Origin of the sequence: Nonomuraea sp. JJY05 (assembly GCF_043496855.1) — a bacterium.
Taxonomy (GTDB): domain Bacteria; phylum Actinomycetota; class Actinomycetes; order Streptosporangiales; family Streptosporangiaceae; genus Nonomuraea.
In genome coordinates, this window is sequence record NZ_JBIEIS010000007.1 from 296,704 (window position 1) to 321,521 (window position 24,818).

A 24,818-nucleotide genomic window follows, 5' to 3' on the forward strand; every position below is an offset into this window, starting at 1 on the left:
TCACGACCGGTTAATGTCCAACCCACTCGCTGGGGGGCCGGTATGACGACGATGGGGGCCGAGGTGGCTCAGCACCTACACGCGGCGCTGGCGGAGCTGGTGATCCTCCGTCGGTTCCGCCGGAGGAAGGTCCGGTTCGGCCGCCGAGCCGGACCTTTGGTCTTTCAGCTCGAGCCCTCGGACGAGCACGCGGCCGGCCTCGATGCGATTCGATCGTGGCCCGAGGAATACTACGAGGAGTATTCGAGCGTCCTGCCGATCAACGAGCCGTGCAAGACCCCGCCGGACGCCGACCCGTCGCAGTTCGCGGCGGAACTGCGGGCCGTCGCGCACAGGTTCTCGCGTCCCGCCTGCCGGCTTCCCCTCGTCTTCCCGCGCTTCGAGGCCGCGTACGCCCTCACGGAGTGGAATCTCCGGGATCCGGAGCAGAAACGCCTCGCCGAGCTGGGCGAACTGGACGCCGAGCTGAAGGAGAAGATCAGAAAGGCGAGCGACAAGGCCCGGCAGCAGATCCTTCGGGAGGTTCGCCAGGCGATCAGAGAGGTGCTCGCCAACGCCCATCTAGGAAACCTGGCGAACGGCGTCGTCGGCGTGGTGATCGGCGTGTTCGGCGCTTTCAAGGGACGCGGCCGCCGCACCCTGCGCTGGTTCCGGAAGAAGGCGTTCAAACGGCCGCTGGACACCACCGAGGAGCTCGTCAGGGAGCTGCGCCGGTTGCTGATCGAACCGCCGTCCAAGGGCATCGACGAGAAGGAGCTCCTGCTCGTCAAGGCCCTGCTGGCGGACATCAACGCGCACTACGGGCTTTTCCGCCGGCTCAACCGCGCGCGCCGCCCCGTCATTCTCCTGCCCGACGTCGACCTCGTCCCGGCGCGGCGGAAGATCAGGGACACCCTGCTCGCCGCCTACGATCACGGATCCCGCGGCCTGCGCGTACCTCCCGTCGTCGTGGCGACCTCGGCGCGGGGCGGAGCACCGGTCGCGAGAGGAGCCAACCCGCCCGTGCCTCCGGGCGAACTCGCCGAAGAGATCCCGGCGCTGTTCGCCCGGCGGAAAGAGGCCGTCGAGAACATCGTCGCCGGCGGCACCGAGCCGGTGCCCAGCCGGCTGCTGCCGGTCACCGTGGGCTCGGGCCCGGCGCCGAAACCGCCCCGCAGGGGGCCGGGACCGCTGACCCTCGCCACCGAGGTGTTCGCCATCGCGGGCGTCCTGAGTTTCGTCGCGTACACGGTGATACTCCCGCCGCCCGAGCCGGCGAGCTGCGGTGAAGGGCTCGTGGTGGTGGGCGCTGACTGCATCGGCGTGTCGGACGGCACAGGCGTGTTCATGCCGGAGGTCGACGGCATGCCGGAGGTCTTCGCGCGCATCGAGGCGGAGAACGATCGGATCGCGGCGAAGCCGTACGCCACCGTGGCGTTGATGATCCCCATGCAGTCGGACATCCCGGCCGTGCGCAAGCAGATCCTGAGCGAGGTGCAGGGCGCCTATCTGGCCCAGCTGCAAGCCAACACCCCCGACGCCGCGAAGCCGCCGATCCGCCTCGTCCTCGCCAACCCCGGCCGCGACTACTGGCATTGGCAGCAGACCGTGAACTATCTCACCAGAAGGGAACCGCAGCTCCGCGTCGTCGCCGGGTTCAACCTCAGCCTGACCAACACGTGGAACGCGATGCGCCACCTGACGAGAGACCTGGGCATCCCCGTCGTCGCAGGCTTGGTCACCTCGACCGATTTCGCCAATCCGGAGAGCCAGGACCGCGGCCAGGATCCGTTCCCCGGCCTGGCCCGCGTGGTCTCGACCTCCAAGGAGCAGGCCGAGGCACTGCTCAAGTCCGACCCGAAGCTGGCGGGCGCCGAGAGCGCGCTCATCGCGGACACCCGGCCCAAGGACAACTACGACAAGTCTCTGCGCGACGCCTTCACCGAGGCCCGGAAAGGCAAGAGGGGCACCGGGGTCCAGGACATGACGTACGAGTCACCCGGCCTTGAGGAGCCCGGCCGCACGCCCAACCGGTTCCAGGACTTCGCCCTGAACATCTGCCAGTCGAACGCCCGTTTCATCTATTTCGCCGGCCGGGCCTTCCATCTGAAGCTCTTCGTCAAGACGCTGGCGAACACCTACTGTGCCGGCAAGAAGTCCTACACCGTGATCACCGGCTCCGACGCGACGACACTCGACAGCCGCCTGGACGCCGAGGACCTCGAACTCCTCCGGGGCGACCCGGGCGGCGGCAGGCCGTCCGTGTCCGTCGAGTACGCCGCCCCGGCCCATCCCGGCACCTGGACCGTCGAGGTGGAGAAGTGGTGGCGGAACAACCAAGGCTCCAAGCCGAAGCGGGAAGACCTCCCGCGCTATCTCGCCGAGCCGCAGGAGTCCCTGGCGCGGCTCCAGCACCTCATCGCCACCGCCAAGATCGGCCCTGTGGCACTCGAGGACGGGCGTACGATCATCACCCATGACGTGGTCCTGACCGCCCACCGGGCCCTGGCGAAGGCGGTCGCGCTCAGCCCCACAGAGGTCCCCTCCCGGCAGGACGTCAAGGACGTGCTCGCCGATCTGCACGCCGCCTACCGGATCCAGGGCGCGAGCGGCTTGATCTGCCTGACCGGCGCGGGCAACCCGTACGACAAGGCCCTCCCGGTCGTCCGGCTGGACCCGGCGTCGGGAAAGCTGACGTTCAAGGGCGTCGCCTGGCCGGAGGGCAAGCCTCCGGGCAACAACTGCGTGGTGCCCCAGACCACCTCATAGAGCCTCCCTCGTACCAGAAAGCACACCGGCCCCTGCCGTGGGGCTGCCTACGTACGGGGAATAGGTACCTATGCGGGGAGTTTTCACCTCTTCGTGATGCATCTCACTGAGGCATTCTCGACGGTGTGAGCAACCCAGGCTCACTGGTCGAGAGGCAAGGGAGAGGACCCACTCGGGGTAGGACATGAACAGGCTTTCGATGAGCAGCATCCTGACCGCGGTGACCGGCCGCCGCCAGACCACGTGCCGCACGGCGTCGTGGTGGCTCTCGCCTGACCTCCGCTCGGTGCGCGCTGCCCGCCGGCTGACCCGCGAGAAGCTCGCCGACTGGGGCCTCGACGACCAGGCGGAGGCCGCGGAACTGCTCGTCAGCGAGCTGGTCGGCAACGCCGTGAGGCACGCGTACGGGCAGGTCCGCCTCAGCCTCTCCGCCGAGGACGGCCTGCTGCGCTGCGAGGTCGAGGACGAGAACCCCGACCTGCCGCGCATGCGGGTCGTCGACGCGGACGCGGAGAGCGGGCGCGGGCTGTTCCTCGTCGACTTGCTCTCCTGCTGCTGGGGCGGCGAGCGTACGGCTCGCGGCAAGGCCATCTGGTTCGAGCTGTCGGCGTTCGCCCACGCCGGGACCGACTGCCCCATCGGCGCCCTCACCCCGGTCGCCGCCTGAGCCCGGATCGCCGCCTGAACCCCCGTAGGCGCCTGAGCCCCAAGCACCCCGCCTGAGCCCCGAGCTCTCCCGCCCCGGCTAGCCCTCCCCGCGAACTACTCCCACTCGATGGTGCCCGGAGGCTTGCTCGTCACGTCGAGCACCACCCGGTTGATCTCCCGGACCTCGTTGGTGATCCGGGTCGAGATGCGCGACAGCACGTCGTAAGGCACCCGCGCCCAGTCGGCCGTCATCGCGTCCTCGGACGTCACCGGCCGCAGCACCACCGGATGCCCGTACGTACGCCCGTCCCCCTGCACCCCCACCGACCGGACGTCGGCCAGCAGCACCACCGGGCACTGCCAGATCTGCCGGTCGAGGCCGGCCCGGGACAGCTCCTCGCGGGCGATCGCGTCGGCCTCGCGCAGCAGGGTCAGGCGCTCGCGGGTGACCTCGCCCACGATGCGGATCCCGAGACCGGGACCCGGGAAGGGCTGGCGCCAGACCATGGCGGACGGGAGCCCCAGCTCCTCGCCCGCCCGGCGCACCTCGTCCTTGAAGAGCGCGCGCAGCGGCTCGACCAGCTTGAACTGGAGATCGTCAGGCAGGCCGCCGACATTGTGGTGGGACTTGATGTTGGCGGTGCCGGTGCCGCCGCCCGACTCCACCACGTCGGGGTAGAGCGTGCCCTGGACCAGGAACTCCACCGGCCCGTCGGCCATGATGGCGCGCTGCTCGTCCTCGAAGACGCGGATGAACTCGCGGCCGATGATCTTCCGCTTCTCCTCCGGGTCGGAGACGCCCTCCAGCGCCTTCAGGAAGCGGTCGGCGGCGTCGACCACGCGCAACTTCACGCCCGTGGCGGCCACGAAGTCGCGCTCCACCTGCTCGGCCTCGCCCTTGCGCAGCAGGCCGTGGTCGACGAAGACGCAGGTCAGCCGCTCGCCGATGGCGCGCTGAACGATCGCGGCGGCCACCGCGGAGTCGACGCCGCCGGACAGGGCGCAGATCGCGCGGCCGTCGCCCACCTGGCGGCGCACGGCCTCGACGGAGTCTTCGACGATGTTGAGCATGGTCCACGAGGGCCGGCAGCCGGCGGCGTCGAGGAAGTGCTTGAGCACCACCTGGCCGTGCTCGGAGTGGAGCACCTCCGGGTGGAACTGCACGCCGTAGAGCCCGCGCTCGGGGTGCTCGAAGGCGGCGACCGGGGTCTCGCTCGTCGAGGCGGTCACCGTGAAGCCCTCGGGGGCGGCGGCGACGCTGTCACCGTGCGACATCCAGACCGTCTGGGCGGCCGGCAGCCCGGAGAAGATCACGCCCTCGTTGAGCACCTCGAGCGCGGTGCCGCCGTACTCGGCCACGCCCGTGCGGGCCACCTCGCCGCCCAGCGCCTGCGCCATGGCCTGGAAGCCATAGCAGATGCCGAACGTGGGCACACCCGTCTCGAACAGCCCGTGGGGCACCGGCGGGGCGCCTTCGGCGTAGACCGAGGAAGGGCCGCCGGACAGGATGATCGCCTTGGGGTTCTTGGCCATCATCTCCTCGACCGGCATGGTCGAGGGCACGATCTCGGAGTAGACGTGGCATTCGCGCACACGCCTGGCGATGAGCTGCGCGTACTGTGCGCCGAAGTCGACCACCAGCACTGTGTCGAATTCAGACACCGTGAGAACCCCCCAAAGGCGAAATGCGGTGACTACAGTCTATCGGCCTTGTGCATTACACCTGGCCTGCCACCGGCACTCGTGCTAACACAGAACAATGGATCTTGTCTGGCCGGCGACGGCGTGGGCCCTGTGGGCCGCCACGCTGGCCGCCGCCTTCAAGGTGTCCAGCCGCGACCGCCCGCGGGGAGCGCCGCGACACGAGGCGCCACTGCCCGTGGTCGAGCTGTTACGCGGCATGCGGGCTCAGGAGGTGTTCCACACGGCGCTGTTCGAGCTGGCCGGGCGCGGGTGGCTGACGATCGAGGACGAGCGCCTGTCGCTGGCGCCCCTGAGGCAGGAGCCGCTCCTCCCGTACGAGCGATGGGTCCTGGAACGGGTGGGCGCCCGCCTGGCGGGCAAGCCGTACGCGCCCGTCATGGCGGTCATGCCCGAAGGGTCCGAGCTGGACGGCGGCCTGGTCCCGCTGGCCCGGCAGACCGCCATCGACCTGGGCCTGGCGCGGCGGCGCTGGCCGACCATGATCGTTCCGGTGCTCCTGGCCGCCGCGCTGGTCATCCCCTGGTACGCCACCATCTCCGCGGCCGGGCTGTCGTGGCCGGGGATGATCGCGACGATGGTGTCGTTCGTGGCCGGGGTGGGGCTGCTCATGGCGGGACGGGGATTCCTGCTGACCCCGGCCGGACGGGAGGTCGCCGGGCCGGACGCCGAGCCGACGGATCCGCAGCAGGAGTGGATCTTCACGGGCAGCGGCTGGCACGGCGTGGGGATCGAGCCGCCCGGGTCCGCCCCGCCGGGCCCCAAGCGGCAGGAGGTCTCCGGCTACGTCGTCAAGCGCTGGGCCGTCGTCGATGTGGACCCCGAGACGATGAGCAGCACGCGCGCCTACCACGTGGCCGTGCACGACGGCAGCTCGGAGAAGGCCCGGTCGTTCCTGGTCACGCAGGGCCTCTACCAGGACGTGCTGCCCGGCGACCACGTCCGGCTGCTGGTCAGGCCGCACAGCGGCACCGTGGTGCGGGTGCTGGCCCACGAACGTCACTGGTAGGGCGGCAGGTTCCCGGTGAGCAGGGTCTCGGTCTGCAGGCGCAGCCGAGCGGCGTACCGGGGATCGGTCAGCACCAGGAACCGCTCCTCGCGGATGGCCGCCACGACCAGGCCGGCCACCTCGGCCGGCTCGATGCCGCGCTCGGACGCCCGGCCGACCCACTCCTGCGCGTCCACCTCGTCCTGGGTGGGGGTGGTGACCAGGCCGGCCGGGCGTACGCGCTCGGAGTCGGCGATGCGGGTCCTGACCGCGCCGGGGCAGAGCGCGGTCACCCGGAGCTTGGAGCCCGTGGCGGCCAGGTCTTCGGCCAGGGCCTGGGACGCGGCCATCGCGGCGTACTTGGTGACCGCGTACCCGCCCGAGCCCGGCGTGGTGAACAGCCCGGCCACCGACACCGTGTTGACGATGTGCCCCTCGGTGTCCTGCTCGATCATGCGCGGGACGAACTCGTGGATGCCGTGGAGCACGCCCCACAGGTTGACCCCCAGCAGCCAGGCGAAGTCCTCCTCGCCGCGGGTCCACATGCGGCCGCCCTGGAAGACGCCGGCGTTGTTGCAGAGGACGTGCACGGCGCCGAGCTCGCCGAAGCAGCGGTTGGCCAGGTGCCGTACGGCCACCGCGTCGGAGACGTCGGTGACCTGCGTGAGCACCTTGCCGTCGCCTGCCTGGTGGGCCGTCTCGACGAGGCCGCCGGGATCGACGTCGGCGAGCATCAGCGCCATGCCCTCGGCCGCGAACCTGAGCGCCAGCGCCCGCCCGATGCCGCTGGCCGCGCCGGTCACCACGGCGACCTTGCCGGAGAGCTCCCGCACAGGATCATCCTCCCCTCGCTCGCGACCGACGCTACCGGACGTGCCACCGCCGCCCCAGGGTCCCTTCCGGAGGGAAGGGGACGATCTAGAGGATGCGGTCGATCAGGCCCAGGGGCGGCGAGCCGAGGTCGAGCAGGGCCTTGTGGTAACGCTGCAGGGTGAAGCCCGCGCCCCACTCCGCCCGCGCCCGCTCCCGCAGGTCGAGGATGAGCAGCTTGCCCCAGGTGTAACGCCCGTACGTCGGGTCGAACGACGCCCGCCTGGCCTCCGACAGCGCGGCCGGCCCGGCCAGGTGCGTGTCGGACTCGAAGCGCCTGGCGCCCTCCTCGACCGTCATCTGCCCGGTGTGCACGCCGATCGCGCAGGCCAGCCGGGTGACGCGGAGCAGCGCCTCCACCCAGACGCCGATCTCGAACCGCGGGTCGCCCGACTCGAAGCCCTCCTCCACGCACAGTTCCTCGGCGTAGTGCGCCCACCCCTCGATGAACGCGAGCGACTGCAGGAGCCGGCGCACGTCCGACTTCGCCCGCCGCAGCGCGCGGGCGTGCGAGAAGTGCCCGGGCGCGACCTCGTGCACGTTGATCGCCGGCAGCGTCACGTTGCTGAAGACCTCCAGCCACTCCTCCTGGTCCTGCTCCGGCCATGAGGTGTCCGGCGGCGTGATGTAGTACCAGGACGGGCCCTCGGGCTCGCCCGGCGAGTTCCACGCCATCATGGCCATCGCCCAGCGCCGCGACTCGGGCGCCAGCCCCACCAGGCATTCGCCGTCGTGGTAGGGCACGAGGTCCTTCTCGCGCGTGAACGCGATGGCCTTCTCCGTACCGATCCGCGCCGCCTCGATGACCCCGTCGGCGTCGGGATGCTCTTTGACCAGCTCCCGTACGACGTCCAGCGGCGCCCGGTCCCGCTCACCCAGCTTGGCGCAGGACTCGGCGAGCAGCCCCATCAGCCGGTCCCGCTCGGCGTCGGCCCGCTCGGCGAGCCTGCCCAGGTCGACGGGCAGCCCCTCGGCCGTGCCCATGAGCCTGGCCAGCGCCTCGCCGCCGAGGGCCGCGTCGGGGTCGCCCTCGGCCGCGGCCCGCTCGACGTGGGCCACGAGCAGGCTGTGCGCCTTGAGCGCGGCCTCGTCGGTGACCCCGGCGGCCAGTCCCCTGGTCGCGGCGAGCAGGGACTGCGCGACGGGGGCCGGAACCTGGTCGAGCGAGGCGATCGCCTGGTCCACCGCCTCGGGCCAGAGCGCGAGGTGGGCCGCCTTGGCCGCCGCGCGCTCCTCCTCGGGGGCGTAGTCGCGGTCGTAGCAGGCGAGGTCGAGGTTCGAGAGGTGGACCAGCGGGTTCTTGCGATGCAGCTCCAGCTCGCCGAACTGAGTGCGCAGGCTCTCCTCGAACACCTGAAGGTGCTCGGCGTCATGCGCTTCCGCGGGCAGCGGCCCCTCGCCGAGTCGCGCCAGCCCGGACCGCACGCCCGAGGGCGAGAGATCCTGGATCCGGCCGTCGTACTCGTGCCTGCCGCCGCCCTCGCGCGCCTCGGCCACGATCAGGTCGGTGATGGCGCGCAGCCTGGCGTCAAGTTCTGTCATGCGGCCGACGCTAGCGCACGTCATTCGCCCTGATTTATACAAGCGCGTACCGGTCGGCCGTAATGTGAGAATGATTCTCGTGGCCCTCAAGATCACGACGCTCGCGGAGCGTCCCGAGTTCGCGCCGTCGCTGTTCGAGATGGACCATACGTGGCACGATTTCGTGCTCGAGGATCCGATCGCGGACCTGTTCTATCCGTTCGCCACCACGACCTACGCCGACTACGTGCTGGTGGCCGACTCCGACGAGGAGCCGGGACGGCTGGCGGCGCGGGGGTGCATGATCCCGTTCCCCTTCAGGGGCTCCGAGCTGCCCGACGACGGGTGGGACGGCGTGATCAGGCACGGCTGGCTGGCCCGCGAGCGCGGCGAGCGGCCCGACAGCATCTCCGCCCTGGAGATCTCCGTCCGCCGCGATCTCCAGGGAACGGGGCTCTCCTCCCTGATGCTCGCGGCCATGCGCGAGCGCGCCGCCGGCCTCGGCTATTGCGAGCTGGTGGCGCCGGTCAGGCCCAACAGGAAGCACCTCGAACCGCGTACCCCCATGACCGAGTACGCCTTCAGGACCCGAGCCGACGGCCTGCCCCATGACGCCTGGTTACGGGTGCACGTGCGGGCGGGCGGGAAGATCGTCAAGGTGGCGCCGCGCTCGATGGTGGTGTCGGGCACGCTGGCGGAGTGGCGCCGGTGGACGGACCTGCCGTTCGACCGCCCGGGCCCGGTGGAGGTGCCCGGCGCGCTCACCCTGGTGCACTGCGACCTGGATCAGGACCACGCCGTGTACGTCGAACCGAACGTCTGGGTCACCCATCCCCTGGCCTGAGCGCGACCCGGCGCCGCAACTCATCGATGTGTTGCCCGATGTCCAGCCCCTTGGCGGCGGCCCACGCGTCATCGTGAAAGGTCGCCAGATGCCGATCGGCGGCGTCCCCGACCAGCGACACCACGGTGCCGGTCTCGCCCCTGGCCCGCATGCGCCCGACCAGCTCCAGCGCCGCCCAGAGCGCCGTGCCCGACGAGCCGCCCACCGCGAGCCCCGTGACCGCCCGGAGGTGCCGGGCCGCCGCCACGCTCGCCGCGTCGGGCACCGGGACGACGAGGTCGACCAGGTCGGGCCGGAACCCCGGCTCGACGCGCGGCCGCCCGATGCCCTCGATCCGCGACGGCATCCCGGTCGCGTAGTCGGGCACGTCGAGCGTCCATCCAGGGAAATATGCCGAATTATCGGGATCGGCCACCGCGACCCGGCAGGGCAGGTCGTGATCGCGGATCCACCGCCCGAGCGTGGCGGAGGTGGCACCCGTGCCCGCGCCCGTCACCACCCAGTCGGGCCGCACCTGGGCGAACAGCTCCTCCCCCAGGTCGTGCTCGGCCGCCCGCCCGAACTGATCGAGGAAATGGCCCGGGATCCGACGCGCCGCGTCGTAGATCGCCAGCGGCGGCGTCACGAACCTGCACTCCCCGCCCAGCGCCTCCACCGCCCGGGCCCGCGCCTGGCTGCGCTCGCCCGGCATGACCACGATGTACGGCAGCCCGAGCCGCCGCGCGAACCAGGCCTGCGCGACGGCCGCGTTGCCGCCCGTGGCCTCCACCACGGTCGTGCCCTCGGTGACCAGCCCGTCGAGGACGGCCTGCCGGAACAGCGCCCTGGCGTGCCGGTGCCGCAGGCTCCCGGTCGGCTGCGCGGACTCGTCCTTCAGCAGCAGCCTGATCCCGGGCGCCTGGATCGGGAAGTCGATCAGCGGGGTGGGCTCCCCCGCCGCCAGCACGTCGAGGGCTCGCGCGTTCCAGCTCATGGCTCCACCCTGCCAGGGCGGGACGGGCCTGGGTGGCGCCGTTCGCCACGAGCCGACCGATCCGGCGGGCGACCGGCGGATGCGGGGGCCGCCGCCCAGCGCCGGGCGGTCAGGGGACCCGGGCGCCGCCGCCCACGTGGTCAGGGGATCCGGGTGCTTTCGCCCGGAGCGAGCAGCCGGAGCCGGTCGCCGAACCCGGCGAACGCCTGCTCCACGGTGTCCCGCCCCTGCGTGAAATGCGCCCAGTGCTCGAAGTGCAGCGGCACCACGTGCCTGGCCCCCAGGATCTCGGCCGCCGTCACGGCGTCGTCGCTGGTCAGCGTCAGGTAGCCGTCGACCAGCGGCGTGCGCGCCCCTCCCGCGAACAGCAGCGCCACGTCCACGGGGCCGAACCGCCCGGCGATCTCCCGTACGACGTCCAGCGAGGCGTTGTCCCCGCTCACGTAGACGGTCGGCAGCCCGTCACCGCTGAGCACGAACCCGGTCACCTCGCCCACCAGGTGCTCGGTGCCGTCGGGCCCGTGCTGGGCGGGGACGCCGGTCACCCGCAGCCCGTCGCTCACCGTGACGGACGTCCAGTTGGGCAGCGCCTGGACGGAGGCCCCCAGCCGCTCGGCCGCCGACCCGGTGGAGAGCACCAGCGGAACGGACGTCAGGTAGTCCCGCCCGGCCCTGTCGAGGTTGTCCGGGTGCTGGTCGTGGGAGAGCAGCACCGCGTCCACGGCCTCGAGCTCGGCCGTGCCGAGGGCGGGCCCCACGGTCTTCGTGAGCGCCCGGTTCCCGATCGGGTAGTCACCGGGCGTGTCGAACGTGGGATCGGTCAGCAGGCGCACCCCGCCGATCTCCAGGACCGCCGTCGGCCCTCCGAGATAACGAATCTCCATGGACGTCAACTACACCGGCTCAGGACGGGTTATTCCACACGAGCCCGTTGACGATCCGCCCGATCGCCGTGCCCTGATCGTTCGCGTCTGCAGCGCGGACATCACTTCAACCGCAGCCGCCGCATCGTCTTGAGCGTGGTGGCCAGGGTGGCGGCCCACTTCTCGTACGGCAGCCCGAACGGCGGCTCGAACCCCAGCCAGCCCGCCTGCGAGGCCACGGTCTTGGACTCGGTGTACCGCAGCAGGCCCTCCGACCCGTGCCGGCGACCCAGCCCGGACGCCTTCATGCCGCCCATGGGGGCGTCGTAGGAGGCGTAGGCCGAGGCGTACCCCTCGTTGATGTTGACCGTGCCGGCCTTGACGCGGGCGGCGAGCGCGCGGCCGCGCGGGAGGCTGGAGGTCCAGATGGAGGCGTTCAGGCCGTAGATGGTGTCGTTGGCCAGCTCGACCACCTCGTCGTCAGAGGTGAACGGGTAGAGCGCGACCACCGGCCCGAACGTCTCGTTGCGGCACAGCTCCATGTCCTCGGCGACGCCGGTGAGCACGGTCGGCTCGTAGAACAGCGGCCCCAGGTCGGGCCTGGCCTTGCCGCCGGTCAGCAGCCGCGCGCCCTTGGCCAGGGCGTCGTCCACGTGCGCGCTGACCGTGTCGAGCTGGCGCCGCGAGGTGAGCGAGCCCATCTGCACCGACCAGTCGTGCCCCGCGCCCAGCTTCATGCCTCGGACCTGCTCGACGAAGCGCTCGGCGAAGGCGTCGAACACCGACGCGTGCACGTACAGGCGCTCGATCGACAGGCAGAGCTGCCCGGCGTTCGTGAAGCAGGCGCGGATGGCCCCCTGGACGGCCACGTCGAGGTCGGCGTCGTCGAGCACCACCATGGGGTTCTTGCCGCCGAGCTCCAGCGAGCAGCCGATGAGCCGCTTGGCCGCCTCCTCGGCGATCTTCCTGCCGCCGCGCGTCGATCCGGTGAACGCCACGTAGTCGGCGTCGTCCAGCAGCACGTCGCCGATCTCGGCCGGCTCGCCGAGCACGACCTGCCAGATCTCGCGCGGCATGCCCAGCTCGGCCAGCAGGTCGATGGTCCACAACGTGGACAGGGCGGTCTGCGTGTCCGGCTTGTGCACGATCGCGTTGCCGGCCAGCAGCGCGGGCACCGCGTCGGTGACGCCCAGCGCGAGTGGGTAGTTCCACGGGGAGATCAGCGCGACCACGCCCTTGGGCCGGCGCAGCTCCACGACGCGGGTGGCGCCGGGGAAGACGCCCTTGCGGGCGCGCGGCGCGAGCAGTCCGGGCGCCCGGCGGGCGTAGTGGAGGGCGCAGCCCGCGACGTCGAGCACCTCCTCGAAGGCGTGCTTGCGGGCCTTGCCGGTCTCGTTCTGGACGATGTCGAGGATCTCGGCGCGCCGGTCGAGGATCGCGTCGTGCAGCCGCAGGAACGGTCTCGCCCGCTCCGCCGCGGGCCTGCGGACCCACTCGGCCTGGGCGGCCCTGGCCTTCTCGTACGCCCTGCGGACGTCGTCGACGTCCGAGACGGGCAGCTCGGCGAGGGTTTCGCCGGTGAAGGGGGCGACGATGTGCCGTGTCCTACCGCTGGACGTCACGTGCATGCCAGAAGGATATTCCGCTCGGCTACCGACGGGTAGTTTTTGCGGATTCGCGCCGTAGCGACAGAATCCCTACATGGCAACCTTCGCTCCGCTACGCCCCGGAGATCCACAGCGGCTGGGGGGCCTGGATCTCCTCGGCCGGCTCGGCGAGGGCGGTCAGGGCGTCGTCTACCTCGCCAAAGGCCACAACGACTCCCGCGTGGCGGTCAAGTGGCTGCGGCCCGACCTGTCGGGCGACCAGGTGAGCACCGAGAGGTTCATGCGCGAGGTCCAGGTGGCCCAGCAGGTGGCGCCGTTCTGCACCGCCGCCGTCCTCGGCACCGGGGTCGAGCAGGACCGGCCTTACATCGTCAGCGAGTTCATCGAGGGGCCTTCGCTGCACCGGGTCGTGCAGGAGGACGGGCCGCGCACGGGCACCGTCCTGCACCGCCTGGCCATCGGCACCGCCACCGCGCTGGCCGCCATCCACCAGGCCGGCATCGTCCACCGCGACTTCAAGCCGGCCAACGTGATCATCGGTGCCGACGGGCCCCGGGTGATCGACTTCGGCATCGCCAGGGCGCTGAACGCCACCTCGACGATCAGCAGCATGGTCGTGGGCACGCCGGCGTACATGTCGCCCGAGCAGATCATGGGGCACACGGTCGGCCCGGCCGCCGACATGTTCTCGTGGGCGAGCGCGATGGTCTTCGCCGCCTCCGGGCAGGCGCCGTTCGGCAGCGACACGATGCCCGCGGTGATCAACCGCGTCCTCAACCAGCATCCCGACCTGGGCATGCTCGACGGGCAGCTGCGTGACGTGGTGGCCGCGTGCCTGTCCAAGGACCCGGCGCAGCGGCCGACGGCCGAGCAGGTCATCATGCAGCTGCTGCGGCACCCGGCGCCGGGCGCCACGCCCGGCTCCGGGCCGCAGCACGCGCCCGGCTCCGCGCCCGGCTCCATGCCCGGCTCCGTGCCCGGCTCGGGCATCCTCGCGCAGGCCGCCGCCGAGGCCGCCCCCGCGCCGTCGTCGCCCTTCGCGTCCCCGTCAGGGCCGTCGGGCCCGCATTCAGGCCCGCACTCGGGGCCGCACTCGGGCCCGCCGTCAGGGCCTCTGTCCGGTCCCCTGCCGGGTCCGCCGTCCATGCCCTCGTCGGGTCCGCACTCCGTCCCGCCGTCGGGTCCCGTCCCGTACCCGGGGCCCGGCGGGCACTCCGGCCCGGTCCCGCACACCGGCTCCGTCGCCCCGTCCCCCCAACCGCCGTGGCAGCCTCCCGGAGGCTACGGCCAGCCCACGCACCCGAGCTGGGGCGAGCAGCGGCCGAAGAAGAGCAGGGCGCCGCTGGTCGCCGGCATCACGGTGGCGGTCGCGCTGCTGATCCTCGCCGGCGTGGTCGTCTACATCCAGGCCGACAAGTCGTCGACGCTGGCCGGCCCGGCCGCCACCCCGACGTCGGGCTCGACGAGGACCAGGACGACCACCAGCCCGTCCCCCACCGGGCAGGCCGTGCCGAGGCCGGGCATCAAGAAGGCGCTCCCCGGCGCGAAGATCTCGCTCTACGAGGACCCGGGCGACGCGATCGTGCTGACCTCCTACGAGATCTACGACAAGAAGAAGGACGACTGGATCGACTACGCCAGGGGGTCGCTGCGCGGCTCGTTCACCAAGTACGCCGCCAACTGGGAGTCGATGGTCTCCCCCGACGGCCGCTACCTCGCCGAAAGGGGCAGGAGCTACAGCTCCGACGACTACGACTTCATCGTCCTCACCGACCGGCAGTCAGGCGAGCGTTCGACGATCAAGACCGTCAAGGAGCCGCTGATCAGCAGCATCAGGGCATGGTCGAGGGACGGCTCGAAGATCCTGCTCAACACCGAGCGCAAGGTCGGGAACAAGTGGCTCTACCTGGGCTTCGTCCTCGTCGACGTGGCCAGGAAGGAGGCCACCCAGGTCGACGTCAGCGACACCTCCGTGCGCCAGACGGCCTTCGGCTTCGACGGCGCCGAGGACGGCACCGTGAACGTCTACGGCAACGAGAAGAACCGCAGCCTGCGCTTCTTCAACGCCCTGGGCAAGGCCACGCACTCGGCGAGCGAGATCGGCACGCTGTCCGCCGGCACGCAGGACATCTTCTCGCCCTCGGGCAAGACGTTCGTCACGAACTGTCCCAACGGCGGCGACGGCGACCACTGCATCTGGGACACCAAGTCGGGCGAGCGCCTGCGCAAGTTCTCCTCACAGTGCGACAAGGTCCTCGGCTTCTACGACGAGAGCCACCTCTACTGCTGGGAGCAGGACAACGGCGCCGACGACGAGGTCCAGGTGGTCGACTTCACCGGGAAGCTCGTGCGCAAGCTGCTCGAGGTGCCCGACGAGATCGACTTCAGCCCGGTCTTCACCGCCAACCCGAACAAGGGCTCCTGAACCATCCGGCCGGAGCAGCCGTCATGAGGGCATGAAGACGCTGATCCGCACGGCCGCGACCGTCGCGGCGCTCGCGGCGGCCGCGGTCGCCTGCACCTCCACGACCGCCGCTGCGCCGCCGGAGCCCAAGGTGAGCTCGCTCGGCGCGATCCGCCTGGTGGCCTACACCGGCTGCGACGACCTGCTGTCCGGGTTGCGCGAGCACGCCGCCCAGCGCGTCACCCCGTACGGGTTCGACAACGTCATGCCCCTCGCGTACATGGAGGACTCCGCCCGCTCGGTCACCGCGAACGCCAAGACGAGCACTTCCGAGCACTCCACGACGAACGTGCACGAGGCCGGCGTGGACGAGCCCGACGTCGTCAAGACCGACGGCGACCGGCTCATCACCGTCAAGGACGGCGTCCTGCGGATCATCGACACCGCCACCAGGAAGGTCACGGGCTCGCTCAAGCTGACGGAGGGCGAGAACGGGCGCGCCGTGCCCGCCGACCTGCTGGTCTCGGGCGACCGCGCGCTGGTGCTGATGCGCGGCGGCGACATCATGTACAAGCGGATGGCCGGCTTCGCCCCGCCGGGCGACACCAGGTACGTGCTGGTCGACCTGTCGGGCCGGCCCAAGGTGCTGAGCACGATCAAGCCGCAGGGCTCGTACGTGGACGCCAGGATGGTCGGCTCAACGGTCAGGCTGGTCACCCGCAGCCAGCCGGACATCGCCTTCCCCGAGTTCAAGGACGACGTCTCCGAGGCCGAGCGCGTCAAGCGCAACCAGGCCGTGGTCCGCCAGGCCCCCGCGGACGCCTGGCTCCCCAAGATCGAGATCACCGACGCGTCCGGCACCGTCAAGAAGGACTCGGTGAAGTGCGAGCGGATCAGCCACCCGGCCGACTACACCGGCACCTCGCTGCTGACCGTGCACACCATCGACCTGGCGCAGGGCGTGACCGCCGCGGGCACCGACCCGATCAGCCTGGCGGCCGACGGCGACATCGTGTACGGCACCGGCAGCAGCCTCTACGTGGCCAGCAACCCGCGCTGGTGGATGCCGGTGGTGATCAGCGAACCGGCGGTGGAGACCCCGACGACCGCACCGTCCACGGGAGACGCCGCTCCGGCCGTGGAGCCGACGCCCACGAGCCCCCCGGTGCCGGACACCCCCACGCCCGGCCCGGAGCCCACGATCCCGCCCGAGGAGACCGAGGTCCACCGGTTCGACATCGGCTCGCCCGGCGCACCCTCCTACGTGGCCTCTGGCAAGGTCCCCGGCCGGCTGCTGAACCAGTACTCGCTGTCGGAGTACGACGGCCACCTGCGCGTCGCCACCACGCTCACCTCCCCCGACGGCAAGAACAGCTCAAGCGCCGTGTACGTGCTCAAGGCCGACACCATGGCCAAGACCGGCGAGGTCGGCGGCCTCGGCGAGGGCGAGCGCATCTACTCGGTCAGGTTCATCGGCCCGGTCGGCTACTGCGTCACGTTCAAGCAGGTCGATCCGCTCTACACGCTCGACCTGCGCGATCCGGCGGCGCCCAAGGTGACGGGCGAGCTGAAGATCACCGGCTACTCCGCGTACCTGCACCCCGGCGCCGAGGGCCGGCTGATCGGCATCGGCCAGGAGGCCAGCGAGAAGGGCCGGACGCTGGGCACGCAGGTCTCGCTGTTCGACGTGAGCGATCCCGCCAGCCCGCGCAGGCTGTCGCAGCTGTTCCAGAAGGACTCGGGCTCAGCGGCCGAGTGGGACCCGCACGCGTTCCTGTACTGGCCCAAGACCGGCCTGGCGGTGATCCCGCTGACCCAGCAGACCGAGTCGGGCGGGCTCGTCCTGAAGATCGACGACTCGGGCGTGACGAAGCTCGGCATGATCAAGCACCCGGCCAAGGAGGAGTACCAGGCCGGGATCGACCGTGCGCTGGTCATCGGCGACTCGATCTGGACGCTCTCGTACGACGGCATCCAGGTCAACGACGCCGCCACGCTGGCACGACAGGCGTGGATCCCGCTCAGCTGACCACAAACCCAACCAATCAAAGGTGCTGATTTCGTACGAAATTGGCACCTTTTTCCATGGACAGGATCCGACAACTGATGAAAACTTTACTAACCATGTAATGTCGGACTCAGCGGATTTGTCATGACATGGGTCCCCTGGGTCCGCGACACAGGAAGGGCTCACGCCGATGCGAACACGCACCCCCCTGCTCGCATTGCTCGTCAGCGCCGTGGCGTTAGCCATGACGCCGCCGCCCGCCTCCGCCGGCACGCAAGAGGCCCGGGCCGCGGAAGGGACGTACATCGTCGAGCTCAAGCCGACCATGCGGGCGGCGCCCCGCACCGCCGCCCAGGACCAGGTGTCCCAGGCCGGCGGCCAGCTCGTCGGCGTCTACGAGCACGCGTTCAAGGGCTACACGGCCCGGCTGAGCGCGAGCGCGGCAGAGCAGCTCAAGCGGAACCCGAACGTCCTCAGCGTCGAGCCCGACGCCGAGGTGACCGCCTTCGCGCAGACCACGCCCACCGGCGTGCGGCGCGTCTTCGGCCCCAGCAACCCGAACCTGGACATCGACGGCACCGACGACGTGCGCATCGACACGGACGTCGCCGTCATCGACACCGGCGTCGACCACACCCACCCCGACCTGAACGTGGTCGCCCGCGCCAACTGCGTGCTCGGCGTCTGCACGAACAATGCCGGGGTCGACGACAACGGCCACGGCTCGCACGTCGCGGGCATCGTCGGCGCGATCGACAACTCCATCGGCTCGGTCGGCGTCGCGCCCGGCGCCCGCATCCACGCCGTGAAGGTGCTCAACTCGGCCGGCTCCGGCACCCTGGCCGGGATCGCCGCCGGCATCGACTGGGTGGTGGCCCGCGCCTCCACCATCGAGGTCATCAACCTGAGCCTGGGCTGCAACGGCTGCACCAGCAGCGCGATCAGCAACGCGATCACCAGGGCCGTCAACGCCGGCATCGTGGTCGTGGTGGCCGCGGGCAACAACCACGCGAACACGTCCTCGTTCTTCCCCGCCAACCACCCCGACGTGGTCACCGTCTCGGCGCTGACCGACAACGACGGCCTGCCCGGCGGCGCGGGCGGCAGCACGCTCTCGTGCCGCAGCGAGACCGACCAGGACGACACCTCGGCCTTCTACTCCAACTACGGCGCCACCGTCGAGATCACCGCACCCGGCACCTGCATCTACTCGACGTGGATGAACGGCGGCTACAACACGATCAGCGGCACCTCGATGGCCAGCCCCCACGTGGCGGGCGCGGCCGGCATCCTCACCTCGGGCGCCCGCAAGCCGACGACCAGGGCGGGCTCGCTGGCCGTACGGACCAAGCTGATCTCCACCGGCAACTCCAACTGGACCGACGACTCCGGCGACGGCGTCAAGGAGCCCCTGCTCGACGTGCACGACGCCACGCAGTACTGACAGACCATCCTGGACAGGGCGGTACGCGGACCCGCAGCGCCGCGTGCCGCCCCCTCCCCTCTTCAGGCCCGTGTTGACGACTCGGCCAGCTCCCGGGCGATGTCGAGGTGGCCGGCGTGGCGCATGTACTCCTCCAGGACGTGGAACATGATCCACCCCAGCGTCGGCGGCTCCTTGGGCCGCTGGAACCGGCCGATCCGCGAGGCCAGGTCGGACAGTCTCGCCCCCGCCACCACCTGCCGGGACCGCTCGCACTGCGCCAGGTAGAAGTCCTTGATCTCCTCGAACGACTCGGCCGCGACGAACACGTCGTTCTCATCGCGGTCACTCCACGGGTCCTCGACCTGTTCCCCCGCGAAGTCCCACACGAACCAGCGCCGCTCCATGTACGCCAGGTGCTTGAGCATCGCCAGGGGCGTCCACCCGGACGGCAGCCGGCTCACCTCGGGCTCGGGGAACCCGTCCAGCTTGCGCAGGATCTCCTCGCGGTAGTGGTCGAGATAGCCTTCCAGCAGCGCGCGGGGGTCGGACAGCTTCTGCGAGGGTTCACTCATGACTGCTCCGGGGCGACGACGGGGACGATCTCCGGCGCGCCGAGCCTGATCGCGTCGGCTTCCTGGTCGGAGACCTGCTCCTGCGAGCGGCGTTCGGCCTCGACACGCTTCGTGTAGTATTCCACCTCCCTTTTCACCTGCTCGCCGTCCCAGCCGAGCGGCCCGGCCATCAGCTCGGCGGCCTCCTGCGCCACGGCCAGGCCGCGGTGGAAGGTCTCGATCGAGATGCGGGTGCGCCGGGTCAGCACGTCGTTGAGATGCCTGGCCCCCTCGTGGGTGGCGGCGTAGACGATCTCGGCGCGCAGGTAGTCGTCGGCCCCCGCCAGCGGCCTGGCCAGCGACGGCTCGCGCTCGACCAGCTCCAGCACCTCGTCGATCATGGAGCCGTGGCGCTGCAGCAGGTGCTCGATCCTGGCCACGTGCAGCCCCGAGGTGTGGGCGATGCGGTACCTGGAGTTCCACAGCGCCTGGAAGCCCTCGGCGCCCGCGAGCGGGATGCGGTCGGTGCACGAGCGCGGCACCCGTTGGTCCAGCCCGTGCGCAACCGCGTCCACCGCGTCCTTGGCCATGACCCGGTAGGTCGTGTACTTCCCACCCGCGATCATGACCAGGCCCGGCACCGGGTGCGCCACCACGTGCTCCCTGGACAGCTTGGAGGTCTCCTCCGACTCGCCCGACAGCAGCGGGCGCAGCCCCGCGTAGACGCCTTCGACGTCGTCGTGGTTCAGGGGCACGGACAGGACGGAGTTCACGTGGTCGAGCAGGTAGTCGATGTCCGCGCGGGAGGCGGCCGGGTGGCTCTTGTCGAGCGTCCACTCGGTGTCGGTGGTGCCGATGATCCAGTGGCGCCCCCAGGGGATCACGAAGAGCACGGACTTCTCCGTGCGCAGGATGATCCCGGTCAGCGAGTGGATCCGGTCCCGCGGGACCACGAGGTGGATGCCCTTGGACGCGCGTACGTGGATCTGGCCCCGGCCTCCGACCAGCTCCTGGATGTCGTCGGTCCATACGCCGGTGGCGTTCACCACCTGCTGGGCGCGTACGTCCAGCTCGTCGCCCAGCTCCAGGTCGCGCACGCGTACGCCGGTGACCCGCTCGCCCTCCCGCAGGAACCCCAGCACCTGCGCCCGCGGCGCGATCTGGGCGCCGTAGGTGGCGGCGGTGCGCAGCAGGCTCACCACGTAACGAGCGTCGTCCACCTGGGCGTCCCAGTACTGGACGGCGCCCGTCAGGGCGGACTTCTTGAGCGCCGGGGCCAGCCGCAGCGCCCGCGACCTGGACAGGTGCCGGTGCCCCGGCACGCCGCGGGTGGTCCCGGCCGCGGCGCCGAGCGTGTCGTAGAGCGCCACACCGGCGCCGACATAGACCCGCTCCCACACGTAGTGCGTCAGCGGGAAGAGGAACGGCACCGGTTTGACCAGGTGCGGGGCGATCCGCTGGAGCAGCAGCGCCCGCTCCCGCAGGGCCTCACGCACCAGCTCGAAGTTGAGCTGCTCCAGATATCGCAGGCCCCCGTGGATGAGCTTGGAGGAGCGCGAGGAGGTGCCGGAGGCGAAGTCCCTGGCCTCCACCAGGGCGACGTCGAGCCCTCTGGTCGCGGCGTCGAGCGCGATCCCGGCGCCCACGATGCCACCGCCGACCACGACCACGTCGAAGTCCTGCCCGGCCATGCGCTCCAAGGCCGCGGTCCGCTCCGCCGGCCCGAGCTGAGCCGCGCACCTTCCCGACGTCATATCTCCCCCTGGTAAGGCTTTGTCGCCTGCGCCTCGATACCTACCCTCAGGGCAGTCAGGCTGTAACGCGGCGCGGGGGTCAGGCGCGGGGGTCAGGCGCGGACGACCTTCACTCCCGCCTCCGTCAGCTCCCCGGCCAGCGCGTCGGAGAGCTGGGCGTCGGTGACCAGCGTGTCGATCTGCCCGATCGGGCAGATCCGGGAGAAGGCCCGCTTCCCGATCTTGGAGGAGTCGGCCACCACGACCACGTGCGCGGCCCGGCTGATCAGCAGGTGGTTGACGCTCGCCTCCCCCTCGTGGTGGGCCGACGCGCCGAGCTCGACGTCGAGCGCGTCCACCCCGAGGAACGCCACGTCCAGCGTCACCTGCTCCAGCACCCCGGTGGCCAGCGGCCCGATGAGCTCGTACGACTGCTGCCTGGCCACCCCGCCGGTCACCACGATCTTGACGTGCTGGCGCACGGTCAGCTCGGCCGCGATGTTCAGGGCGTTCGTGACGATCGTGAACCCGCTCTCCAGCGTGGACAGCGTGGCGAGCGTGCGCGCCAGCTCGGAGGTGGTCGTGCCGCCGTTGAGCCCCACCACGGCGCCGGGTGTCACCAGCTCGGCCGCCGCCGTCGCGATGCGGTGCTTCTCGTCGGCGTGCCTGGCCGTCTTGTAGCGCAGCGGCAGGTCGTAGCTCACGCTCTGCGCGACCGCCCCGCCCCGCGTGCGCATGAGCATCTGCTGCTGGGCGAGCTGATCGAAGTCCCGCCTGATCGTCGCCGTGGAGACGCCGAGGGCCTGGCTGGCCTCCTCCACCGACAGCCTGCCTTCCTGGGCGACCAGCTCGAGGATGGCGTTCCAGCGGTCGTAGCGGGACACAAGGCCTCCTAGGCGATGGCGACAAGGGCAAGCGTGGCACAACCAGCCAGGCCAGGGCCAACAGTGTCCATTAATGCACTTTCCTGGTATAAAACCAGCAGAAACAATCAATCGCCCGGGGAGGCAAGTGGTGACCACCCACACCGAGGCCGAGATCGCGTCCCAGCCGGAGTGCTGGCGCCGCGCCATCGCGAGCGTTCCCGCCGACGCGCTGCCGCGGCAGGGCGAGCGGGTGGCCGTGGTCGGATGCGGCACGTCGTGGTTCATCGCGATGGCGTACGCCGCCCTGCGCGAGCGGGCCGGGCACGGCGAGACCGACGCCTTCGCCGCCTCGGAGGCGCCGATCGGGCGCTCGTACGACCGCGTGCTCGCGCTGACCCGTTCCGGCACCACGACCGAGGTGCTGGAGCTGCTGGCCAGGACGACCACCAAGAGCACGGCCATCACCGCCGACCCGAACACGCCGATCATGACGGCCGCGGACGAGGTCGTCGTGCTGGACTACGCCGACGAGCGGTCGGTCGTGCAGACCAGGTTCGCGACCACGCAGCTCGCCCTGCTGCGGGCCAGCCTCGGCGAGGACCTCACCGAGGCCGTCGAGGACGCCGAGGCGGCCGTGGCCGCGCCGCTGCCGGACGAGCTGGTGCGGGCCGAGCAGTTCAGCTTCCTCGGCACCGGCTGGTCGGTCGGCCTGGCGCAGGAGGCGGCGCTGAAGATGCGCGAGGCGTCCCGCTCGTGGACGGAGGCGTACCCGGCGATGGAATACCGGCACGGCCCGATCAGCATCGCCGGCCCCGGGCGCGTGACGTGGATGCTCGGCACCGCGCCCGAGGGCCTGCGCGCGCAGGTCGAGGAGACCGGCGGGACGTTCTTCGAGACCGCGCTCGACCCCATGGCCGAGCTGATCCGCGCCCAGCGGGTGGCCGTCGCCCGGGCCTTCGCCCAAGGACTGAACCCCGACGAGCCCATGCACCTCACGCGATCTGTGATCCTTTCTTCATGAGCCTTACTCTTGCCGACGCCAGGATCGTGACCCCCGAGGGGGTCCACGAGGGGTGGCTGACCATCGAAGACGGCCGCATCACGCATGTCGGCCGCGGATCCGCCCCCGGCCAGGGTCTGAGCGTGGGCGGGCGGCACGTCATCCCCGGGTTCGTGGACATCCACAACCACGGTGGCGCGGGCGGCTCGTTCCCGACCGGCGAGCAGGACAAGGCGCGTGAGGCCGTCGAGCTGCACCGCCGCCACGGCACCACCACGACGATGGCCAGCCTCGTCACCGACTCGCTCGACGGGCTGACCAGAGCCGTGGCGGCGCTGGCCGAGCTGTGCGAGGAGGGGCTGCTGGCCGGCGTCCACCTCGAAGGCCCCTACATCGCCAAGGCCCGCTGCGGCGCGCACGACCCCACGCTGCTGCGGGAGCCGTCGCGGCAGGAGCTCTCCGAGCTGCTGAAGGCCGGGCGCGGGCACGTCCGCATGGTGACCATCGCGGCCGAGCTGCCCGGCGCGCTCGACGTCATCCGCATGGCCGCCGCCGAGGGCGTGATCGCGGCCGTGGGGCACAGCGACGCCGACTACGAGACGACGATCCAGGGCATCGAGGCGGGCGCGAGCGTGGCCACCCACCTCTACAACGCGATGCCGCCGCTGGGCCACCGCGCGCCCGGCCCCGTGGCCGCGCTGCTCGACGACGAGCGGGTGACGGTCGAGCTGATCAATGACGGCGTGCATGTGCATCCGGCCATGCTGCGCCTGGCGTACGAGGTGGCGGGTCCCGGCCGGACGGCGCTGATCACCGACGCGATGTCGGCCACCGGGCTCGGCGACGGCGACTACGTGCTCGGCCCCATGCGGGTGCGGGTGGAGGACGGCGTGGCCAGGCTGGTCGAGGGCGGCTCGATCGCGGGCTCCACGCTGACCATGGACGTCGCCTTCCGGCGCAGCGTCGATGAGGTCGGGATGTCGCTGCCCGACGCGGTCCAGGTGGCCTCCCTGACGCCCGCGCGGGTGCTGGGCCTGGCCGACCGGATCGGCTCGATCGCCGTGGGCAAGGCGGCCGACCTGGTGGTGCTGTCCGACTCGCTGGAGGTGGCCGGGGTGATGAAGGACGGCGTCTGGATCATGGAGCCCTGATGATCCTCACCGTGACGCTCAACGCCGCCCTCGACGTGACCTACCAGGTCCCCGACGTCGACTGGGACGGGGTCAACCGGGTCAGCGCCGTGCACCGGCGCGCCGGCGGCAAGGGCGTCAACGTCGCCCGCGTGCTGGCCGCGCTGGGCCAGGACGTGCTGGTCACGGGGTTCGCGGGCGGCCCCACGGGGCAGGCGATCGAGGACGACCTGCGGGCGGCCGGACTGCCCGCCGCCCTGCACCCCGTCGCCGCCGACTCCCGCACGACGCTGGTCGTCTCGGAGCAGGCGGGCACGCGTACCGCGCTGTTCAACGAGCCCGGCCCGGAGGTCACCCCCGCCGAGCTGGCGGGCTTCGTGCGGCGTTACCGATCGCTCCTCGACGCCGCCGGCGCGGTCGTCATCTCGGGCAGCCTCCCGCGTGGGGTCCCCGCCGACACCTACGCCACGCTGGCGGCCATCGCCGCCGAGGAGGGGGTCCCGGCCATCGTGGACGCCGACGGCGACCCTCTCCGCCACGCCCCCAGGGGGCGTCCCTCCGTGGTCAAGCCCAACCGGGAGGAGCTGGCCAGGGCCGTTCCCGGCGGCACCCCGGCCGAGGGCGCGCAGGCGCTGCGCAGCCAGGGCGCCGGGGCCGTGGTGGTGTCCATGGGCGCCGACGGGCTGCTGGCGGTCACCGGGGAGGGCACCTTCACCGCGCGCATGCCGTACACCGTGCGGGGTAATCCGACGGGGGCGGGCGACTCGCTGGTCGCCGGGCTCGCGCTGGGCCTGCTGGAGTCGGCGCCATGGCCCGACAGCCTGCGGCGGGCCGCCGCGCTCGGCGCGGCCGCCGTGGCCGCGCCCGTGGCCGGCGACTTCGACCCCGACGTCTACGCGGACATACACCCCCAGATCATCGTCACGTAAGGAGCACG

General features: G+C 71.3%; 19 protein-coding genes. 10 read left to right on the forward strand and 9 right to left on the reverse strand.

Translation table 11 applies throughout. The features are described from left to right. Positions 1-42 precede the first annotated feature (42 nt). Both ACFKCF_RS12780 and ACFKCF_RS12785 read left to right on the forward strand, forming a co-directional pair. Positions 43-2,748, forward strand: a complete 2,706-nt coding sequence (locus ACFKCF_RS12780) for a hypothetical protein (protein ID WP_394493265.1) — start codon at positions 43-45, stop codon at positions 2,746-2,748. Positions 2,749-2,947: 199 nt separating this feature from the next. Next, the gene (locus tag ACFKCF_RS12785) at positions 2,948-3,415 is read left to right on the forward strand and encodes an ATP-binding protein (RefSeq protein ID WP_394493267.1); all 468 of its coding nucleotides are present in this window, start codon (positions 2,948-2,950) and stop codon (positions 3,413-3,415) included. A 95-nt stretch (positions 3,416-3,510) separates the two neighbouring features. Here ACFKCF_RS12785 and guaA read toward each other — a convergent pair whose 3' ends face one another. Then, positions 3,511-5,058, reverse strand: a complete 1,548-nt coding sequence (gene guaA / locus ACFKCF_RS12790) for a glutamine-hydrolyzing GMP synthase (protein WP_394493269.1) — start codon at positions 5,056-5,058, stop codon at positions 3,511-3,513. Between the two features lie 97 nt (positions 5,059-5,155). Between guaA and ACFKCF_RS12795 the strand changes: the two genes are divergently transcribed. Beyond that, entirely contained in the window at positions 5,156-6,106 is a 951-nt protein-coding gene (locus ACFKCF_RS12795) for a hypothetical protein (RefSeq protein WP_394493270.1), read from the forward strand. Here the strand turns inward: ACFKCF_RS12795 and ACFKCF_RS12800 are convergent. Then, positions 6,097-6,918, reverse strand: coding sequence for an SDR family NAD(P)-dependent oxidoreductase (locus ACFKCF_RS12800; RefSeq protein WP_394493272.1), 822 nt, complete (start codon positions 6,916-6,918; stop codon positions 6,097-6,099). The genes ACFKCF_RS12795 and ACFKCF_RS12800 overlap by 10 nt on opposite strands. Before the next feature lie 85 nt (positions 6,919-7,003). Then, positions 7,004-8,497 carry a DUF885 family protein gene (locus tag ACFKCF_RS12805; protein ID WP_394493273.1) on the reverse strand — a complete coding sequence of 498 codons (1,494 nt, stop codon included), beginning with the start codon at positions 8,495-8,497 and terminating at the stop codon, positions 7,004-7,006. A gap of 70 nt (positions 8,498-8,567) precedes the next feature. Between ACFKCF_RS12805 and ACFKCF_RS12810 the strand changes: the two genes are divergently transcribed. Then, a complete protein-coding gene (locus tag ACFKCF_RS12810; RefSeq protein ID WP_394493275.1) occupies positions 8,568-9,320 on the forward strand; it encodes an N-acetyltransferase in 753 nt (250 codons plus the stop codon). Here the strand turns inward: ACFKCF_RS12810 and ACFKCF_RS12815 are convergent. The 3 genes from ACFKCF_RS12815 to ACFKCF_RS12825 form a co-directional block, all read right to left on the reverse strand. Beyond that, the gene (locus tag ACFKCF_RS12815; protein ID WP_394493277.1) at positions 9,301-10,293 is read right to left on the reverse strand and encodes a PLP-dependent cysteine synthase family protein; all 993 of its coding nucleotides are present in this window, start codon (positions 10,291-10,293) and stop codon (positions 9,301-9,303) included. The two genes, ACFKCF_RS12810 and ACFKCF_RS12815, sit on opposite strands and share 20 nt — an antisense overlap. A gap of 140 nt (positions 10,294-10,433) precedes the next feature. Continuing rightward, complete coding sequence (locus ACFKCF_RS12820; RefSeq protein WP_394493279.1) at positions 10,434-11,177, reverse strand: MBL fold metallo-hydrolase; 744 nt, start codon at positions 11,175-11,177, stop codon at positions 10,434-10,436. Between the two features lie 101 nt (positions 11,178-11,278). Then, a complete protein-coding gene (locus ACFKCF_RS12825; protein WP_394493281.1) occupies positions 11,279-12,784 on the reverse strand; it encodes a succinic semialdehyde dehydrogenase in 1,506 nt (501 codons plus the stop codon). A gap of 73 nt (positions 12,785-12,857) precedes the next feature. Between ACFKCF_RS12825 and ACFKCF_RS12830 the strand changes: the two genes are divergently transcribed. The 3 genes from ACFKCF_RS12830 to ACFKCF_RS12840 all read left to right on the forward strand — a co-directional run bounded on the left by ACFKCF_RS12830 (position 12,858) and on the right by ACFKCF_RS12840 (position 18,619). After that, complete coding sequence (locus ACFKCF_RS12830; protein ID WP_394493282.1) at positions 12,858-15,188, forward strand: protein kinase; 2,331 nt, start codon at positions 12,858-12,860, stop codon at positions 15,186-15,188. Positions 15,189-15,219: 31 nt separating this feature from the next. Further along, positions 15,220-17,196 (forward strand): beta-propeller domain-containing protein, encoded by a 1,977-nt coding sequence (locus ACFKCF_RS12835; protein WP_394493284.1) that lies wholly within the window; start codon positions 15,220-15,222, stop codon positions 17,194-17,196. 169 nt (positions 17,197-17,365) lie between these two features. Further along, positions 17,366-18,619 (forward strand): S8 family serine peptidase, encoded by a 1,254-nt coding sequence (locus tag ACFKCF_RS12840; protein WP_394493286.1) that lies wholly within the window; start codon positions 17,366-17,368, stop codon positions 18,617-18,619. 62 nt (positions 18,620-18,681) lie between these two features. On the opposite strand, the gene ACFKCF_RS12845 is transcribed toward ACFKCF_RS12840, so the two are convergent. The 3 genes from ACFKCF_RS12845 to ACFKCF_RS12855 form a co-directional block, all read right to left on the reverse strand. Continuing rightward, positions 18,682-19,173, reverse strand: a complete 492-nt coding sequence (locus ACFKCF_RS12845; RefSeq protein WP_394493288.1) for a DinB family protein — start codon at positions 19,171-19,173, stop codon at positions 18,682-18,684. Continuing rightward, positions 19,170-20,906, reverse strand: a complete 1,737-nt coding sequence (locus tag ACFKCF_RS12850; RefSeq protein WP_394493290.1) for a glycerol-3-phosphate dehydrogenase/oxidase — start codon at positions 20,904-20,906, stop codon at positions 19,170-19,172. Before ACFKCF_RS12850 ends, ACFKCF_RS12845 begins: the two co-directional genes overlap by 4 nt. A 92-nt stretch (positions 20,907-20,998) precedes the next feature. Next, positions 20,999-21,769, reverse strand: a complete 771-nt coding sequence (locus ACFKCF_RS12855) for a DeoR/GlpR family DNA-binding transcription regulator (protein WP_394493292.1) — start codon at positions 21,767-21,769, stop codon at positions 20,999-21,001. Between the two features lie 130 nt (positions 21,770-21,899). Between ACFKCF_RS12855 and ACFKCF_RS12860 the strand changes: the two genes are divergently transcribed. The 3 genes from ACFKCF_RS12860 to ACFKCF_RS12870 are packed head-to-tail and all read left to right on the forward strand — an operon-like array spanning position 21,900 to position 24,810. Beyond that, positions 21,900-22,772 (forward strand): SIS domain-containing protein, encoded by an 873-nt coding sequence (locus tag ACFKCF_RS12860; RefSeq protein ID WP_394493294.1) that lies wholly within the window; start codon positions 21,900-21,902, stop codon positions 22,770-22,772. Beyond that, positions 22,769-23,902 carry an N-acetylglucosamine-6-phosphate deacetylase gene (nagA, locus tag ACFKCF_RS12865; RefSeq protein WP_394493296.1) on the forward strand — a complete coding sequence of 378 codons (1,134 nt, stop codon included), beginning with the start codon at positions 22,769-22,771 and terminating at the stop codon, positions 23,900-23,902. The genes ACFKCF_RS12860 and nagA overlap by 4 nt, the downstream gene beginning before the upstream one ends. After that, entirely contained in the window at positions 23,902-24,810 is a 909-nt protein-coding gene (locus ACFKCF_RS12870) for a 1-phosphofructokinase family hexose kinase (RefSeq protein ID WP_394493298.1), read from the forward strand. Before nagA ends, ACFKCF_RS12870 begins: the two co-directional genes overlap by 1 nt. Positions 24,811-24,818 lie beyond the last annotated feature (8 nt).

What these genes read in the sequence shown, in the direction of transcription:
- nagA (WP_394493296.1), top strand. Translation starts at nt 22,769, where the DNA reads ATGAGCCTTACTCTTGCCGACGCCAGGATCGTGACCCCCGAGGGGGTC.
- ACFKCF_RS12815 (WP_394493277.1), bottom strand. Translation starts at nt 10,293, where the DNA reads ATGAGCTGGAACGCGCGAGCCCTCGACGTGCTGGCGGCGGGGGAGCCC.
- ACFKCF_RS12850 (WP_394493290.1), bottom strand. Translation starts at nt 20,906, where the DNA reads ATGACGTCGGGAAGGTGCGCGGCTCAGCTCGGGCCGGCGGAGCGGACC.
- ACFKCF_RS12870 (WP_394493298.1), top strand. Translation starts at nt 23,902, where the DNA reads ATGATCCTCACCGTGACGCTCAACGCCGCCCTCGACGTGACCTACCAG.
- ACFKCF_RS12785 (WP_394493267.1), top strand. Translation starts at nt 2,948, where the DNA reads ATGAGCAGCATCCTGACCGCGGTGACCGGCCGCCGCCAGACCACGTGC.
- ACFKCF_RS12845 (WP_394493288.1), bottom strand. Translation starts at nt 19,173, where the DNA reads ATGAGTGAACCCTCGCAGAAGCTGTCCGACCCCCGCGCGCTGCTGGAA.
- ACFKCF_RS12810 (WP_394493275.1), top strand. Translation starts at nt 8,568, where the DNA reads ATGATTCTCGTGGCCCTCAAGATCACGACGCTCGCGGAGCGTCCCGAG.
- ACFKCF_RS12795 (WP_394493270.1), top strand. Translation starts at nt 5,156, where the DNA reads ATGGATCTTGTCTGGCCGGCGACGGCGTGGGCCCTGTGGGCCGCCACG.
- ACFKCF_RS12825 (WP_394493281.1), bottom strand. Translation starts at nt 12,784, where the DNA reads ATGCACGTGACGTCCAGCGGTAGGACACGGCACATCGTCGCCCCCTTC.
- ACFKCF_RS12820 (WP_394493279.1), bottom strand. Translation starts at nt 11,177, where the DNA reads ATGGAGATTCGTTATCTCGGAGGGCCGACGGCGGTCCTGGAGATCGGC.
- ACFKCF_RS12780 (WP_394493265.1), top strand. Translation starts at nt 43, where the DNA reads ATGACGACGATGGGGGCCGAGGTGGCTCAGCACCTACACGCGGCGCTG.
- ACFKCF_RS12830 (WP_394493282.1), top strand. Translation starts at nt 12,858, where the DNA reads ATGGCAACCTTCGCTCCGCTACGCCCCGGAGATCCACAGCGGCTGGGG.
- ACFKCF_RS12840 (WP_394493286.1), top strand. Translation starts at nt 17,366, where the DNA reads ATGCGAACACGCACCCCCCTGCTCGCATTGCTCGTCAGCGCCGTGGCG.
- ACFKCF_RS12835 (WP_394493284.1), top strand. Translation starts at nt 15,220, where the DNA reads ATGAAGACGCTGATCCGCACGGCCGCGACCGTCGCGGCGCTCGCGGCG.
- ACFKCF_RS12805 (WP_394493273.1), bottom strand. Translation starts at nt 8,497, where the DNA reads ATGACAGAACTTGACGCCAGGCTGCGCGCCATCACCGACCTGATCGTG.